Source organism: Agrococcus sp. BE272 (genome assembly GCF_031457935.1).
Classification (GTDB): Bacteria; Actinomycetota; Actinomycetes; order Actinomycetales; family Microbacteriaceae; genus Agrococcus; species Agrococcus sediminis.
Window position 1 is genome coordinate 646,226 of sequence record NZ_JAVDXL010000001.1, and the last position, 14,544, is coordinate 660,769.

Sequence of the window (14,544 nt, forward strand, 5' to 3'; positions counted from 1 at the left end):
GGGCAGCCGGAGGCCCCCGCGGACCCGCCTCCAGGCTAGTGCGAGGCGGCTGAGGGGCGGGTCTGGGATACTGCCGCGGTGAAGGCAGAGACGGAAGAGCGCACGCGGCACACCGGCAGATGGGTCGCCGTCGGGATCGTCGGCGTCATCGTGCTCGCGCTGCTCGCGGCGATCGGCTGGTACTTCCTGCGCGTCAACCCGTCGCTGCAACAGGTCGAGACCATCGAGACGGCGTTCCCCGAGGAGTCGCTGCGGCCCACCGAGGCCGCGACCGACGGGGCCGCGCCCATCAACGTCCTGCTCCTCGGCAGCGACTCGCGCGCCGCCGACGGCTCGCTGCTCACCGGGCTCGGCGACCGCGCCGACACGATCCTCGTCGCGCACATCCCGCCGGACCGCGAGACCATGCAGCTGATGTCGATCATGCGCGACTCGTGGGTCGAGATCCCGGGCCACGGCATGAGCAAGATCAACGCCGCCCTCTCGCTCGGCGGGGTGCCGCTCATGGTGCAGACGGTCGAGGGCGTGATCGACCAGCGCATCGACCACATCGCCATCATCGACTTCGACGGCTTCGAGGGGCTCACCGAGGCGCTCGGCGGGGTGACCCTGCAGAACGACATCGCCTTCGGCTACCAGGGCTACGACTACCCGCAGGGCGAGATCACGATCCAGGGCGAGGAGGCGCTGATGTACGTGCGCGCCCGCTCGCCCTTCCCCGACAGCGACTACCAGCGCACCTACAACCAGCGCGCGTTCCTGCGCGGGCTCATGGAGCAGCTGATGACGCGCGAGAACCTCACGAACCCCGACCGGATGGCCGACATCCTCGCGCAGGTCTCGCCCTACATGGCCACGAGCGACACGTTCTCGCTGCCGACGGTCATCGACCTCGGGCCGCAGCTGGCATCGCTCGACTCGAGCGACGTGCGCACCTTCACGATGCCCACCCTCGGGGTCGGCATGGAGGGCTCGCAGTCGGTCGTCTACGTCAACTGGGACGGCGTGGAGGAGATCCGCGCGGCGTTCGACGAGGAGTCGATGACGACCTTCGAGCCGGCGCCCGAGCGCTAGGCGCGCCTCAGGCGGCGCCGCGCACCGCCGCGCCCGCCTCGTCCTCGTCGTCGGGCGGCAGCACGCACCAGTGCTCGGCGACGAGGCCCGCGATGAGCTGCAGCAGCCCGCCGACCGCGACGACCGCGAGCGCGAGCACGGCGTCGTCGGCGACGACGACGCGGGTGGCGAAGAACGCGAGCGCGCCGAGCGCCGCGCCGCCGAGCAGCGCGCCGACGAGCGACGACGCCTTCGCGAAGCCGAGCACGCTCGTCGCGTGCCGGTAGCCGATGCGGCGCTTGCCGTGCGCGGCCTGCCGCACCGGCCACGCGACGAGCAGCAGCACCGCGCCGAGCACCCCGAGCGCGGGCCCGAGCGTGATCGGCGGCACGATCGCCGGCCGCCCCGACATCACGAGCATGGTCTCGAGCGCCCACGCGGCGATCGCCGCGAGCAGGGTCGCGACGATCAGCACCGGGGCGGTCGTGCGGGTCACGCGAGCCGCCACACGTCGCCGTCGGCGTACTCCGCGAGCTCGGCGATCGGGCCGTGGCCCGGGAGCGACGCGTCGGGCTCGAGCTCGAGCCACGGCTGCAGCACGAACTGCCGCTCGTGGGCGCGAGGGTGCGGCAGCACCAGGCGGTCCTCGGCGCGCTCGACGCCGCCGATCGTCACGATGTCGATGTCGATCGTGCGGCTCCCCCACCGCTCCGCGCGGACCCGGCCGAGCGCATCCTCGACCGCGTTGACGGCGTCGAGCAGGTCGAGCGGCTCGAGGGTCGTGCCGACGATGAGCACGACGTTCACGTAGTCCGGCGAGAGCCCCTCGCCGTCGGGGTGCCACGACGGCGACTCCCACGCGCTCGAGCGCTCGAGCACGCGGATGCCGTCGATCGCATCGAGGGCGCGCACGGCCGCGTCGATGGTCGCGAGGCGGTCGCCGAGGTTGGCGCCGAGCGAGAGCACCGCGCGACGCTCGAGCGCGAGCCTCATCGGATGCCCGTCCCGTGGCGCAGCCGCGCTCGCTGCACCGTGACCGACACGTCGGCGAACGGCACGGCGATCGGCGCGCTCGGCTTGTGCACGGTCACGACCGCGTGCGCGACGCGGCGGTCGTCGAAGCACGCGTGGGCGATGCGGTCGGCGAGCGTCTCGATGAGGTCGACCGGGTCGCCCTCGACCTCGGCGACGATGCGCTCGGCGAGGTCGCCGTAGTGGACGGTGCGCGCGACGTCGTCGCTCGCGACCGCGTCGCGGATGTCGAGGCCGAGCTCGACGTCGACGACGAACTCCTGCCCTGCCTCGCGCTCCTCGGGCAGCACGCCGTGGTGCCCGCGCGCGCGGATGCCCTGCAGGCGGATGGTGCCGTGGAGCCGCTCGACGTCGTCGAGCACGACGTCCCAGTCCGGCCCGTCGGCGCGGCGCACCGCGTCGAGCGCGCGCAGCGCCGACACGGTGGAGGCGACGTCGTGCACGCGCACGGCGGCGGCGCCGCGCTGCGCCGCGAGCATCGAGGTCGCGGCGGTCGCGGCGTCGCGCTCCTCGGGCGGCGCGCCCTCGGGCACGAGCGCGCCGAGGAAGCGCTTGCGGCTCGTGCCGACCAGCAGCGGCAGCCCCAGCTCGATCACGCGGTGGAGGCCCGCGAGCAGCCGCCAGTTGTCGCCGGGCTGCTTCGAGAAGCCGAAGCCGGGGTCGAGGATGATGCGCTCGCGCGCGATGCCGGCGGCCTCCGCCGCGGCGACGCGCTCCTCGAGGTGCGCCACGACCTCGGCGACGACGTCGCCGTAGTGCGTGTCCTGCGTCACGTCGATGCCGCGCGAGTGCATGAGCACGATGCGGGCGCCGCCCTCGGCGACGGCTGCCAGCATGTCGGGGTCGTGGAGTCCCGCGGTGACGTCGTTGACGATCTCGGCACCGGCGGCCATCACGGCGCGCGCGGTCGAGGCGTGGATCGTGTCGACCGAGACGCGGATGCCCTCCCGCACGAGCTCCTCGACGACCGGCAGGATGCGCGCGAGCTCCTCGGCGGGATCGAGCGGCGTCGCGCCGGGCCGGGTGGACTCGCCGCCGATGTCGATCACGTCGGCGCCCTGGGCGCGCATCCGCCGCGCGTGCGCGATCGCGGCGCCCGCGTCGACGTAGCGGCCGCCGTCGCTGAACGAGTCGGGCGTGACGTTGAGGACGCCCCACACCTCGCTCATCGGCGCTCCCCGATGAGCGCCATGATCTCGGCGCGCTCGATGGGCTCGGCGAGCGCTCCGCGGCTCGCCACCGTGACCGTCGACGACTTGGCCTGCCGCGCGCCCCTCGCCGCGACGCATCCGTGGCCCGCCTCGACCACCACGAGCACGCCGCGCGGGTCGAGCCCGGCGACGAGCGCGTCGGCGATCTCGTCGGTGAGGCGCTCCTGGATCTGCGGGCGCGAGGCGATCGTCTCGACGACGCGCGGGATGCGCCCGAGACCGACGATGCGGTCGCTCGGCAGGTAGGCCACATGCGCGACGCCGGTGAACGGCAGCAGGTGGTGCTCGCACATCGAGCGGAACTCGATGTCGCGCAGCAGCACGAGCTCGCCCGACTCGCCCGCGAGGTCGGCGGAGTCGAGGTGCGCCGTCGGATCCACGCCGACGCCCGAGAAGTACTCGGCGTACGCCTCCGCCACCCGCCGCGGCGTCTCGGCCAGGCCGGGCCGCGCCGGGTCGTCGCCGATCGCCGCGAGGAGCTCGCGGACTGCCGCCGCGATCCTCTCCCGGTCGACGGCCATCAGCTGGCGGGCTCGGTCTCGACGTCGGGCTCGACGACCTCGTCGACGTGCTGCGAGACCGGCAGCTCGATCGGCGGGCGGTCGCTCACCGGGCGGTCGGGGTGCGAGAGCCACTGGGGGCGCTCGGGCAGCTTCTCGACCTCGGCGAAGATCGTGGCGAGCCGCACGTGGTCGAGCGTCTCCTTCTCGAGCAGCTCGCCCGCGAGCCGGTCGAGCACGTCGCGGTTGGTGTTGAGCACCTGCCAGGCCTCGGTGTGCGCCTGCTCGATGAGCGCGCGCACCTCGCGGTCGACGGCCTCGGAGAGGGTGTCGGAGTAGTCGCGCCCGCCGCCCATGTCGCGGCCGAAGAACGCCTCGCCCTGCGCGGCGCCGAGCTTGACCGCGCCGATCGCCGCCGTCATGCCGTACTCGGTGACCATCTTGCGAGCGATGCCGGTGGCCTTCTCGATGTCGTTGGCGGCGCCCGTGGTCGGGTCGTGGAAGACGATCTCCTCGGCGACGCGGCCGCCCATCGCGTAGGTGAGCTGGTCGAGCAGCTCGTTGCGCGTGACCGAGTACTTGTCGTTGACCGGCAGCACCATCGTGTAGCCGAGAGCGCGGCCGCGCGGCAGGATCGTCACCTTCGTGACCGGGTCGGAGTGGCGCATCGCCGCCGCCGCGAGCGCGTGGCCGCCCTCGTGGTAGGCGGTGATCAGCCGCTCCTTGTCGTTCATCACGCGCGTGCGCCGCTGCGGGCCCGCCATCACGCGGTCGACCGCCTCGTCGAGCGCCTCGTCGGTGATCTGCGTGGCGTTGGTGCGCGCGGTGAGCAGCGCCGCCTCGTTGAGCACGTTCGCGAGATCGGCGCCCGTGAAGCCCGGGGTCTTGCGCGCGAGCACCGCGAGGTCGACGCCCTCGGCCATGGGCTTGCCCTTGGCGTGCACGGTGAGGATGGTCTCCCGGCCCTTCATGTCGGGGGCGTCGACGCCGATCTGGCGGTCGAAGCGGCCCGGCCGCAGCAGCGCGGGGTCGAGGATGTCGGGGCGGTTGGTGGCGGCGATGAGGATGACGTTGGTCTTCACGTCGAAGCCGTCCATCTCGACGAGCAGCTGGTTGAGCGTCTGCTCGCGCTCGTCGTGCCCGCCGCCGAGGCCGGCGCCGCGGTGGCGGCCGACCGCGTCGATCTCGTCGACGAAGATGATCGCCGGTGCGTTCTGCTTCGCCTGCTCGAACAGGTCGCGCACGCGGCTCGCGCCGACGCCGACGAACATCTCGACGAAGTCGGAGCCCGAGATCGAGTAGAACGGCACGCCGGCCTCGCCCGCGACCGCGCGGGCCAGCAGCGTCTTGCCGGTGCCGGGAGGGCCGTAGAGCAGCACGCCCTTCGGGATGCGCGCGCCGACCGCCTGGAACTTCGAGGGGTCCTGCAGGAACTCCTTGATCTCGCCGAGCTCCTCGACCGCCTCGTCGGCGCCGGCGACGTCGGAGAACTTCACCTGCGGCATGTCCTTGGTGATCAGCTGGGCCTTCGACTTGCCGAACTGCATCACGCCGCGGTTGCCGCCGGAGAGGCGCGTCATGAAGAAGTAGAAGAGCGCCGCCAGCAGCAGCACGGGCAGCAGGATGCCCATGAGCGAGAGCAGCCAGTTGCTCTGCGGCACCTCGTCGATGAAGCCCTCGGCGGGGTCGGCGGCCGTGATCGCGTCCACCAGCTCCTCGCCGCGCGGCTCGACGTAGTAGAACTGCACCTGCTTGCCGAACTCAGCGTCGGGCTCGGTGAGGATGAGGTCGACGCGCTGCTCGCCGTCGACGATGCGCGCCTGCTCGACGCGGCCGTCCTCGATCATCTGCATGCCGACGTCGGTCTGCACGGGGCGGAACTGCGGCGTCATGAAGAAGCTGAACGCGACAGCGACGATGACGAGCGCGAGCACGATCCAGGGGATCGGACCGCGCAGGAACTTCTTGAAGTCCATGACGCCCTTCTTGGTCGGATTGCACCAGGCTAGCCCCGCGCATCCGCACGGGACCGGCCTGTTCGCTGAGGGCGCGGGCTACGGCAGCAGCTCGAGCGACATGAGGACCGCGCGGATGGTGGCGAACTCCTCGGAGCCCACGTAGGCCTGCGCGTCGGCGAGCGAGCCGACCGCCCACGGGGCGCCCTCGCCCGCGCCGGTCACGATCGTCTCCGAGCCGAAGGAGACGAGCCCCTGCTCGGAGTCGAAGGCGTTGATGATCGGGCAGCGCGGCGACTGCGCCTCGGCGGCCGGGCGCAGCCCCATGCTGACGATCCACTGCTCGCCGAGCTGGAGCGCCGCCGCGCCGAAGGCCACGCCCGTGGCACCGGTGATCGTGACGTCCTGCCGGTCGAGGCCCAGAGTCCGCCAGCCCACCGGGGTGCCCGCGGCGTCGACGCAGCCGGTGGGCAGCGACGCGAGCGTCTCACCCGTCGCGCCGATCGTGAGCGCGAGCTGCCGCTCGCCGTCGGCGCGCAGCACCGCGAGGCCGCCCGAGATCTCCTCGGTCGACCACTCGGGCGGGATGCGGAAGGTGGCGACGTCGGCCATCGGGATCTGCTGCCACGCGCTCGTGTCGACGCCGGCGATCTCGGGCGGCAGCGACGACTCCACCTCGGGCGCCGGAGGCTCGGCGGGCGCGGTGGGCGGCGGCGCGGTGATGCCGGGCGGGATCGACGGCTGCGGCGTCGGCGTCGGCGCCGTCGAGCAGCCGACCAGCGCTGCGGCGACGACGGCGACGGCGAGCGGCGCGAGCGCGCGTGCGGAGGACCTCATCCCAGCATCCTCCCAAACGATCGCGCACCCGTGCCTGGGAGCCGACCGAGTGCCGTGCTCAGGGCGCCTCCTCGAGCACCGGGGCGCCGGTGAACTCGAACGAGGAGAGGACGTCGACGAGCAACGCGGCCTCCTCACCGGCGAACCAGTCGCGCGCAAGCTGCTCGGAGCCGAAGTCGATGGTGGTGTCCGGCTCTCCCGCAGCCCCGGCTCCATCGGCGGTCACCGACACCTCGGCGATGCGGTTGCCGAGCCAGAGCACGCCGGTCTGGTCGAGGCACGTCTCGTGGCTCGGGTCGATCGTGGTCGTCATGCCCATCGTCGTGGACCATGCGCCGGGCGCGGCGTCGTTGCTCCAGGTGCTCGCCTCGGCGAGCTCCCCGAGCACGAAGCTCGGGCCGGCCGAGCCTCCGGACTGCTCGATGACCGCCCGCGCCTCGGGGCTGTACGGGTCGACGGGAGCCTTGATCGGGGTCTCGTAGATCGGCCGGCAGTCCGCGAAGTCGGTGCCGTACGCCTCCCGGTACCAGAGCATCTGGGCACCGTCGCCATCGAGCACGACGAGCTCGTTGAGCCAGCCCGGGCCGCGGTCGTACATCTCGGAGGCCTCGCCCATCGCGCTGCGGTCGTCGACCGACCACCCCTCGGGCACCGCGAACCGCACCGCGCCGTCCTGCGACTCGAACGCCCGCCACGCATCGGCGGAGGCGCTCGGCGCGGGCGTCGCGGATGCGGTGGGCGCGCCGGTCGGCGCGGGCTCGGCCGCGGGGCTCGAGGGAGCCGCGGGCGCGGCAGGCTGCGCGCATGCGGCGAGCGCGAGCGCGGCGAGGACGGCGGCGGATGCGCGGAGCGCGCGGACGGCGGTGCGGGACATCGTGACTCCTTCGGTCGGGCCGGGCGGCCCGTGCTCACCGACATGTCCGATCCTGCCCGCCGGTCACGCCCGGCGGGTCACGATCAGGTCACGATCGCGGCGTCACTCGTAGACGTGCGGCGCGAGCACGCCGATGCCGCGCAGGTTGCGGTACTGCTCGGCGTAGTCGAGGCCGTAGCCGATGACGAACTCGTTGGGGATGTCGAACCCGCAGTACTTCACGTCGACCTCGACCTTGAGGGCGTCGGGCTTGCGCAGCATGGTGCAGATCTCGACCGAGGCGGCGCCGCGGGACTCGAGGTTGCCGCGCAGCCACGAGAGCGTGAGGCCGGAGTCGATGATGTCCTCGACGATGAGCACGTTGCGCCCGGTGAGGTCGCTGTCGAGGTCCTTGAGGATGCGCACGACGCCCGAGGAGACGGTGCCCGAGCCGTAGGAGGAGACGGCCATCCAGTCCATCTCGATGTGGCGGCGCAGCGCTCGCGAGAGGTCGGCCATCACCATGACCGCGCCGCGGAGGACGCCGACGAGCAGCAGGTCCTTGCCCTCGTAGTCGGCCTCGATCTGGCGCGCGAGCTCCTCGAGCTTCGCGTGCAGCTCCTCCTCGGTGACGAGCGTCTTCGAGAGGTCTGCCTCGACGTGCGTGAAGTCCATGTGCGCTCCTGAGCGGTCGGCATCGGCGGTGCGACCAACCTACCGGCGACGCGGAGGGACGCGCGTCGCTCAGCGCCGGACGACGCCCCGGCTCACTGCGGCCCCTCGAGCAGCTCGAGCGAGCGGAACATCTCGATGAGCTGGTCGTACTCCTCGGTCGCGGCGTACGCGATGCCCTCCTCCAGCGAGGCCATGCGCCAGCGCTCCGGGTCACCGGTGGTGCCGAAGCCCGTGGACGGGTAGCCCTCGGGCGTCGGCACGTCCGAGTAGGTCAGGCACGGCACGCTGTCCTCCCGCACATCGCTGAGCGAGTGCCCTGCGAAGAACCTGGCGGTGTCGGCGGTCTGCTGGCTCGAGAACGCGACGAGCCGACCCTCCTCGACCGGCCCGACGAAGCTCGTCAGCGGTCCCTCGGCGGTCTGCACCGCCTCGTCGAGGTGCACGACGGCGGGCACGTACCCCGTGCCGTCGCCGTCCCAGTCGTCGCACACGCCGCCGCGGTCGCCGCCGGTGTAGTGGCTGCTGAAGAACGCCAGCACCTCGCCGTCGGCGTTGGAGATGTCCATGCGGTTCATCCATCGACCGTCGAGCTCGCTCTCGCCGCTCTCGTCGACGATGCTCCAGTCGGCGGGGATCCGCCAGCGGAAGAGCCCGTCCTCGGTCTCGATGCGCTGCCAGTCCGCGGTCGCATCGACGGTCTGCGTGGGCGAAGGCTCGGCCGTCGGCGTCGGCGCGGGCGTCGCCGACATCGACGCCGAGGTCGAGGTGGGCGCGGTGGGCGCCTCGGCTGCGCTCGAGCAGCCCGCGAGCAGCAGAGCGGCCGCGATCATCGCGGGAGCGAGACGGCGGCGCTGCATGCGCGTCAGGCCGCGACGAAGACGAGCCTGCGGCCCTCGCGGCTCACGCGGATGCCGGGCAGGTGGATGGGCCCCTGGCCGTGCCAGTCGGTGACGAGCCGCGAGACCTCGAGCGTCTGCTGCCGCGAGAGCGCGACGTGGAACTCGCTCTGCACCGCGAGCCGGATGATGCGCTGGCGCAGCGCCGGCGGGTTGGCCGCGAGCGCACCGGCGTCGAGCGACAGGCCGCCCTCGGCGTGCTCGACGAGGTCGAGGATCTGCTCCTGCGCGAAGTGCGCGAGCGCCTCCGCGTCCTCTCGGAGCGTGTCGGCGGTGCGGGTGAGGGCGAGCGCGACGCCGCCGCCGAGCACCTCGTCGAGCATCGGCAGCACGCGGTGCCGCACGCGCACGCGCAGGAAGCGGTCGTCGTCGTTGTGCGGGTCGCTCCAGGGCTCGAGCCCCTGATCGCGGCACGCCTGGTGCGTGGTCGCGCGCCGCACCTGCAGCAGCGGGCGGCGCAGGAAGCCGATGCGTGGGTGCATGCCCCAGAGGCTCTCGGGGCCTGAGCCGCGCGCGAGCCCGATGAGCACGGTCTCGGCCTGGTCGTCGAGCGTGTGGCCGAGGAGCACGGCGGATGCGCCGGCCTCCTTGCGCGCCTGGAGGAGGGCCGCGTAGCGGGCCTGGCGGGCGGCCGCCTCAGGGCTCCCGTCGTGCGCGACCTGCACCGGCAGCACGTGCACGGGGTCGAGGCCGAGCTCGCGCGCCTGGTCGGCGGCGCGCTCGGCGATCTCGGCGCTGCCCGGCTGCAGCCCGTGGTCGACGATGACGGCGCCGGCCCGGCGGCCGGAGCGCTGCGCCTCGAAGGCGGTCGCGGCGGCGAGGGCGAGCGAGTCGGGGCCGCCGGAGAGCGCGACCAGCACGAGCGCCCCCTCGGGCAGGTCGTCGATGGCCTCGCGCACCGCCCGCCGGACGTCGGCGACGGCGGGCGTCAGCCGCGGTCGACGGTCGCTTTCGGGCATGAAGTAACCTTATGCCGATTCCCCACCCCCACGAGAAGGAGCCGCCGTTGGCCGCCTACGACGTCGTCATCGAGATCCCCAAGGGGAGCCGCAACAAGTACGAGGTCGACCACGAGACGGGCCGCGTCTACCTCGACCGGGTGCTGTTCACGACCTTCGTCTACCCCACCGACTACGGCTTCTTCGAGGGCACGCTCGGCCTCGACGGCGACCCGGTCGACGCGCTCGTGCTGCTCGAGTACCCGGTGCCGCCGGGCGTCTTCGTGCGTGCGCGCCCGGTCGGCCAGCTCAACATGGAGGACGACGGCGGCATCGACACGAAGGTGATCTGCGTGCTGGAGAAGGACCCGCGCTGGGCCCACATCCAGGACATCGACGACGTGCCCCAGCAGATCCGCAACGAGATCGAGCACTTCTTCCTGCACTACAAGGACCTCGAGCCCGGCAAGTGGGCCAAGCTCGGCGACTGGGAGGGCGCGGAGGCCGCGGAGGCGACCGTCCAGGCCGGCATCGCCGCGTTCGACGCCGAGCACGGCGACGAGTCGGGCGAGTCGGTCGAGAAGCCCGAGGGCGGGCGCGACGTCACCGACTGACGCAGACGCACGGAGAGAGAGAGAGGGGGCGCACCGCGAGGTGCGCCCCCTCTCTCGTCGCCTGGTCGGCGCATCCCGCACCCCGCTCGTCGAGGAGGTCGGCGCAGCCGACCGTCTCATGGTCTCGACTCGCCGGCCCGGAGGGCCGTCGGCTCGACCGGCGGGAGTACGGATGCGCCGGGGCGGTCAGCGCAGGTAGACGCCGCGGGCGTTCAGGAACGACTCGGGGTTGACGAGCGTGCCGCCGACGCGGATCTGGAAGTGCAGGTGGCAGCCGGTCACCCAGCCGGTGCTGCCCTCGTAGGCGATCACCTGTCCGGCGCTCACGCGCTGACCGGGAACGACGCTGGCGGGTCTGATCATGTGGTAGTACTCGGTCTGCACGCCGCCGCCATGGTCGATGTAGAGCATGTTCGCGCCATAGATGTCGCGGGAGCGGAGCGTCACGACGCCGCTGGCCGCGGCGTAAATGGGCGAACCACAGCCGCCTGCGATGTCCACTCCGGCATGCAGCTTGCGGCCGAGCTGGCCGACCGGGTCGTTGCGCATCCCGTAGCCCGACGTGAAGCGTCCGTACAGGGGAGTCTGCCAGCCGCTGCTGGCGGGGGGCGCCACCGGGACGGAGCTGCCGCCACCGCTCGACGAGCCGCCTCCTCCCGAGCCGCCGCCAGCCGCAGCCCGAGCCGCGGCTTCCGCGGCGGCCTGCGCCGCGGCCTCGCGCTGCCGCTGCTGCTCGGCGAGCCAGCGCTGCCGCGCCTCCTCGGCCTCGCGGCGCTCGCGCTCGATGCGCAGCCGCTCCTGCTCTGCGAGGTACGCCTGCCAGCGCTGGCCGGCCTGGTAGTCGGCCTCGGTGGCGGCGCGGTTCTCGACGAGCACCGACAGCTGCGCCTCGAGCACGACGCGGTTGTTCTGCTCCTCCTCGACCGCGGCCTGCGCGGCCATGGCGGCCTCCTGCGCGGCGAGGTAGGCGGCGTCGGCCTCCTCCTTGAGCTGGCCGAGGGCGTCGCGCGCGACGGCCGCCTGGTCCTGGAGTGCCTGCGCGGTGTTCGAGTCCTGCTGCGCCTGCTGGTAGAGCGAGTCGGCGGTGCCGGCGGCGCGATCCATGAGGTCGAGGCGGTAGAGCCAGCTGTCGGCGGAGCCGGGGTTGGCGAAGAGCTCGGCGCTCATGTCGCCGGTGCCGCCGCTGCGGGCGAGCTGCGCGGCGAGCTGGCCGGCGGCGAGCTCCGACTCGCTGGCGCGGGCCGATGCCTCGTCGGCCTGCTCCTGCAGGCGCTGGGCGACCGCGACGGCCTCGTCGTAGACGCGCTGCGCCTCGATCGCCTCGGCGGCCTTCTGGTCGGAGAAGGCCTGCGCGTTCACGGCCTCGGTCTCGAGCTGCGCGATGAGGCCCCGGATCTGCTCGATCTGCGCGTTCTTCGCGGTCACGTTGCCGCGCGCCGCCTCGACCTCGGCCCACGTGGGGTAGCCCCACTGGTCCTCGGCGTTGGCGCTCGGGGCGCCGGGCACGACCATGACGAGCACGAGGCTGGCGACTGCCGCAGCCGTGGCGAGGCCGTGGCGGAGGGCGCGCAGGCGCGACCGATCCGCGAGGCCTGGGGCCGGCCGGCTGGGGTGGGCCATGTCGCTCCGTTCGAGCAGCGCGCGGCTGCATCAATCAACATCGTGCACCCGGGCTGCGCCCGTGTCACGACACACAACGGGAGCCACGCTATCAACTTTCATGTTCCACCTGAAGGTTCTGTTCAGCCGACACTGAGGCGGGCGTGTCGCCGGAACCGCCGCCCAGGTCGCACCAGGGGCTCGCCGCGCGGGTCGGCCCCGGTTTGCACGGCGGCCTCCGCGTGCTGTAACGTCATCCCTCGGTAGTCATGTGCTCCGGCGCATGGCCCCATCGTTTAGCGGCCTAGGACACCGCCCTTTCACGGCGGCAGCACGGGTTCGAATCCCGTTGGGGTCACTCACTGCGGATTCACTCTGTACGATGGGACTACCGGTATGGCCCTGTAGCGCAGTCTGGTTAGCGCGCCGCCCTGTCACGGCGGAGGTCGCGGGTTCAAGTCCCGTCAGGGTCGCCATTGCCCTGGCCCTCTCTCACGAGAGGGCCTTGTGCAAGGGCGGGCTCCGGTCCGCCGGGTTCGAGAGAGCCAGGCTCTGTAGCTCAGTTGGTAGAGCGCACGACTGAAAATCGTGAGGTCACGGGATCGACGCCCGTCGGAGCCACAGCAGAAGCCCCCGCCAAGCGGGGGCTTCGTCGTTGGTGCGGCAATCCTGATCGTGCGACACGCCGCATCCGCCCGCCGACCGCGGCGCCGGCCCGTCTGGCGCCGGCCCGTCTGGCGCGAGCCCGCGACGCGACCTAGGCTCTCGACCGTGACGACGCCGATGCCGCCGACGGATGCGTCCGGCGACGCATCCGGGACGGCCCGCCCCTCCCCCGCCCGCGCCTGGGCCGCGCGGCATCGCCGCGCGCTCGGGCTCACCGGCGCGGTCGTCGCCGCGGCCATGGCGGTGCTGTGGACGCTGGTCGTCCCCGAGCAGGCGGCTGCTGCGACGGGCGTGCAGAAGCTGGCGCTGCGCTGGGGCCACGCGGCGACCTGGGCGCTGCTCGCGGTCGTCGGCGCGCTGGTCGCCCTCGATGCCGCGCCGCGGCTCCGCTCCGCGCTCGCCTGGGCGAGCCTCGCCAGCTACGCGGCGTTCCTGCTCGCGCTCTGGCTCTAGTCGGCCAGCAGCCCGCGCAGCGTCGCGGCATCCTCGTTCGCGCCGAACGCGGGGAAGCCGGGCTGGAGCCGCAGCCCCGCCGCGAGCGACTCGAGCACGACCGGGTCGAATCCGAAGCCGTCGACGAGCGCGGCGGCCTCGGCGACCGCGTCGGCGTCGTCGCCGGCCACCGCGATCGCGCGACGCTGCGGATGGCCCGCCGGCCGCGGCCAGTCGGCGAGGTCGTGGTAGCCCATGTGATTGAACGCCTTCACGACCCGCGCGCGCGGCATCGACTCCTGCACGATCACGCTCGTCGGCCGCTCGGGATCGGTGAACTCGTCGCGGATGCCGTCGGTCTCCCACCAGTAGTTCATCGCGTCGATGACGAGCCGCCCCTCGAGCGCCTCGACGGGCAGGCGGTGGTGCTGGCCGAGCGGCAGGGCGAGGATGACGACGTCGGCCGCGGCAGCCGCATCCGCGGACCGCATCGCCTCGGCACCGGGCGCGAGGTACTCGGCGATGAGCCGGATGCGCTCCGGGCTGCCGGAGCCCGCGATGAGCGTGCGGTGGCCCGCGGCGAGCGAGAGCCGCGCGAGCACCGTGCCGATCTTGCCCGCACCCAGGATCGCGACCGTGCGAGTCTCGCGGGGTCGCTCGATCGTGGCGGTGGTCGTTGCGACCTCATGCGGCATGCGGCTGCTCCCTGCTGTGGCTCTCGGATCCGACAACGCTCGTCGGCGCGCGGGGATTCCCGCGTGCGGCCGAGCACCGATCGACCACCGTACGGTGGTCGCATGCGGTACCGGTGGGATGCGGGAGCGGTCGAGGTCGACGGCGAGGAGGTCGCGCGCACGGGCGCGCGCTTCTGGAGCGAATCACCGGAGGTCGAGGTGCTCGGCGAGGACTGGGCGTTCCAGCACGGGCCGAGCGGCCTCGCAGCCGCGCGGGACGGCGAGGTCGCGATCGCGCTGGAGCGCGGCGGCCTGCTCGCGTCGCGATGGCGCATGGAGGGTCCGAGCGGCGCCACCGAGCTCGTGCGCACCACCAACTGGCTGCTCGGCGCGCTCTGCCTCGACCTCGAGCAGCGCGGCACTCGGATCGGCTCCGTCGCGCCGGCGGGCCCGTGGCGCTACCGGCCCGAGCTCGAGCTCGAGGCCGGCCTGACGCACGCCGAGGCGGTCTTCGTGCTGTGGGCCGCGTACCGCATGGAGATGCGACGCCCGGGCACGCGCATCGCGATGTCGGGCTACGGCGGCGGCGCGAGCGGTGCCGCTGGCTGA

At 73.0% G+C, this 14,544-nt stretch carries 16 protein-coding genes and 3 tRNA genes; 7 read left to right on the forward strand and 12 right to left on the reverse strand.

What is annotated here, in order from left to right; genetic code table 11:
* Positions 1-78 precede the first annotated feature (78 nt).
* A complete protein-coding gene (locus tag J2X49_RS03095; protein ID WP_146355758.1) occupies positions 79-1,074 on the forward strand; it encodes an LCP family protein in 996 nt (331 codons plus the stop codon).
* Positions 1,075-1,081: 7 nt separating this feature from the next.
* Here the strand turns inward: J2X49_RS03095 and J2X49_RS03100 are convergent, their stop codons facing one another.
* From J2X49_RS03100 to tilS, 10 genes are all read right to left on the reverse strand, one after another.
* Complete coding sequence (locus J2X49_RS03100) at positions 1,082-1,549, reverse strand: DUF3180 family protein (protein WP_164877050.1); 468 nt, start codon at positions 1,547-1,549, stop codon at positions 1,082-1,084.
* The gene (folK, locus tag J2X49_RS03105; protein ID WP_310122406.1) at positions 1,546-2,046 is read right to left on the reverse strand and encodes a 2-amino-4-hydroxy-6-hydroxymethyldihydropteridine diphosphokinase; all 501 of its coding nucleotides are present in this window, start codon (positions 2,044-2,046) and stop codon (positions 1,546-1,548) included. The genes J2X49_RS03100 and folK overlap by 4 nt, the downstream gene beginning before the upstream one ends.
* A complete protein-coding gene (folP, locus tag J2X49_RS03110) occupies positions 2,043-3,254 on the reverse strand; it encodes a dihydropteroate synthase (protein ID WP_128188779.1) in 1,212 nt (403 codons plus the stop codon). The genes folK and folP overlap by 4 nt, the downstream gene beginning before the upstream one ends.
* Positions 3,251-3,817, reverse strand: coding sequence for a GTP cyclohydrolase I FolE (gene folE / locus J2X49_RS03115; protein WP_310122410.1), 567 nt, complete (start codon positions 3,815-3,817; stop codon positions 3,251-3,253). Before folE ends, folP begins: the two co-directional genes overlap by 4 nt.
* On the reverse strand, positions 3,817-5,772 hold the full coding sequence (ftsH, locus tag J2X49_RS03120; RefSeq protein WP_310122412.1) for an ATP-dependent zinc metalloprotease FtsH: 1,956 nt from the start codon (positions 5,770-5,772) through the stop codon (positions 3,817-3,819). The genes folE and ftsH overlap by 1 nt, the downstream gene beginning before the upstream one ends.
* 78 nt (positions 5,773-5,850) lie before the next feature.
* The gene (locus J2X49_RS03125) at positions 5,851-6,588 is read right to left on the reverse strand and encodes a hypothetical protein (protein ID WP_310122414.1); all 738 of its coding nucleotides are present in this window, start codon (positions 6,586-6,588) and stop codon (positions 5,851-5,853) included.
* Between the two features lie 58 nt (positions 6,589-6,646).
* On the reverse strand, positions 6,647-7,462 hold the full coding sequence (locus tag J2X49_RS03130) for a hypothetical protein (RefSeq protein WP_310122416.1): 816 nt from the start codon (positions 7,460-7,462) through the stop codon (positions 6,647-6,649).
* A 102-nt stretch (positions 7,463-7,564) separates the two neighbouring features.
* Positions 7,565-8,116 (reverse strand): hypoxanthine phosphoribosyltransferase, encoded by a 552-nt coding sequence (hpt, locus tag J2X49_RS03135; RefSeq protein WP_128188784.1) that lies wholly within the window; start codon positions 8,114-8,116, stop codon positions 7,565-7,567.
* A 92-nt stretch (positions 8,117-8,208) separates the two neighbouring features.
* The gene (locus J2X49_RS03140) at positions 8,209-8,946 is read right to left on the reverse strand and encodes a hypothetical protein (RefSeq protein WP_310122421.1); all 738 of its coding nucleotides are present in this window, start codon (positions 8,944-8,946) and stop codon (positions 8,209-8,211) included.
* 32 nt (positions 8,947-8,978) lie between these two features.
* The gene (gene tilS / locus J2X49_RS03145) at positions 8,979-9,971 is read right to left on the reverse strand and encodes a tRNA lysidine(34) synthetase TilS (RefSeq protein ID WP_310122424.1); all 993 of its coding nucleotides are present in this window, start codon (positions 9,969-9,971) and stop codon (positions 8,979-8,981) included.
* A 47-nt stretch (positions 9,972-10,018) separates the two neighbouring features.
* Between tilS and J2X49_RS03150 the strand changes: the two genes are divergently transcribed.
* Positions 10,019-10,564 (forward strand): inorganic diphosphatase, encoded by a 546-nt coding sequence (locus tag J2X49_RS03150; RefSeq protein ID WP_310122428.1) that lies wholly within the window; start codon positions 10,019-10,021, stop codon positions 10,562-10,564.
* Between the two features lie 186 nt (positions 10,565-10,750).
* Here the strand turns inward: J2X49_RS03150 and J2X49_RS03155 are convergent, their stop codons facing one another.
* Positions 10,751-12,184 carry a peptidoglycan DD-metalloendopeptidase family protein gene (locus J2X49_RS03155; protein WP_146355773.1) on the reverse strand — a complete coding sequence of 478 codons (1,434 nt, stop codon included), beginning with the start codon at positions 12,182-12,184 and terminating at the stop codon, positions 10,751-10,753.
* A 264-nt stretch (positions 12,185-12,448) separates the two neighbouring features.
* Between J2X49_RS03155 and J2X49_RS03160 the strand changes: the two genes are divergently transcribed.
* The 4 genes from J2X49_RS03160 (at position 12,449) to J2X49_RS03175 (ending at position 13,282) form a co-directional block, all read left to right on the forward strand.
* A tRNA-Glu gene (locus tag J2X49_RS03160) sits at positions 12,449-12,521 on the forward strand.
* A gap of 40 nt (positions 12,522-12,561) precedes the next feature.
* Positions 12,562-12,639 (forward strand) — tRNA-Asp (locus J2X49_RS03165).
* 72 nt (positions 12,640-12,711) lie between these two features.
* Positions 12,712-12,784: transfer RNA gene (locus J2X49_RS03170), tRNA-Phe, on the forward strand.
* Between the two features lie 150 nt (positions 12,785-12,934).
* Entirely contained in the window at positions 12,935-13,282 is a 348-nt protein-coding gene (locus tag J2X49_RS03175) for a hypothetical protein (RefSeq protein ID WP_310122432.1), read from the forward strand.
* Here the strand turns inward: J2X49_RS03175 and J2X49_RS03180 are convergent.
* Positions 13,279-13,956 carry an NAD(P)-binding domain-containing protein gene (locus J2X49_RS03180; protein WP_310122433.1) on the reverse strand — a complete coding sequence of 226 codons (678 nt, stop codon included), beginning with the start codon at positions 13,954-13,956 and terminating at the stop codon, positions 13,279-13,281. The two genes, J2X49_RS03175 and J2X49_RS03180, sit on opposite strands and share 4 nt — an antisense overlap.
* A 102-nt stretch (positions 13,957-14,058) precedes the next feature.
* Between J2X49_RS03180 and J2X49_RS03185 the strand changes: the two genes are divergently transcribed.
* A complete protein-coding gene (locus J2X49_RS03185; protein ID WP_310122436.1) occupies positions 14,059-14,544 on the forward strand; it encodes a hypothetical protein in 486 nt (161 codons plus the stop codon).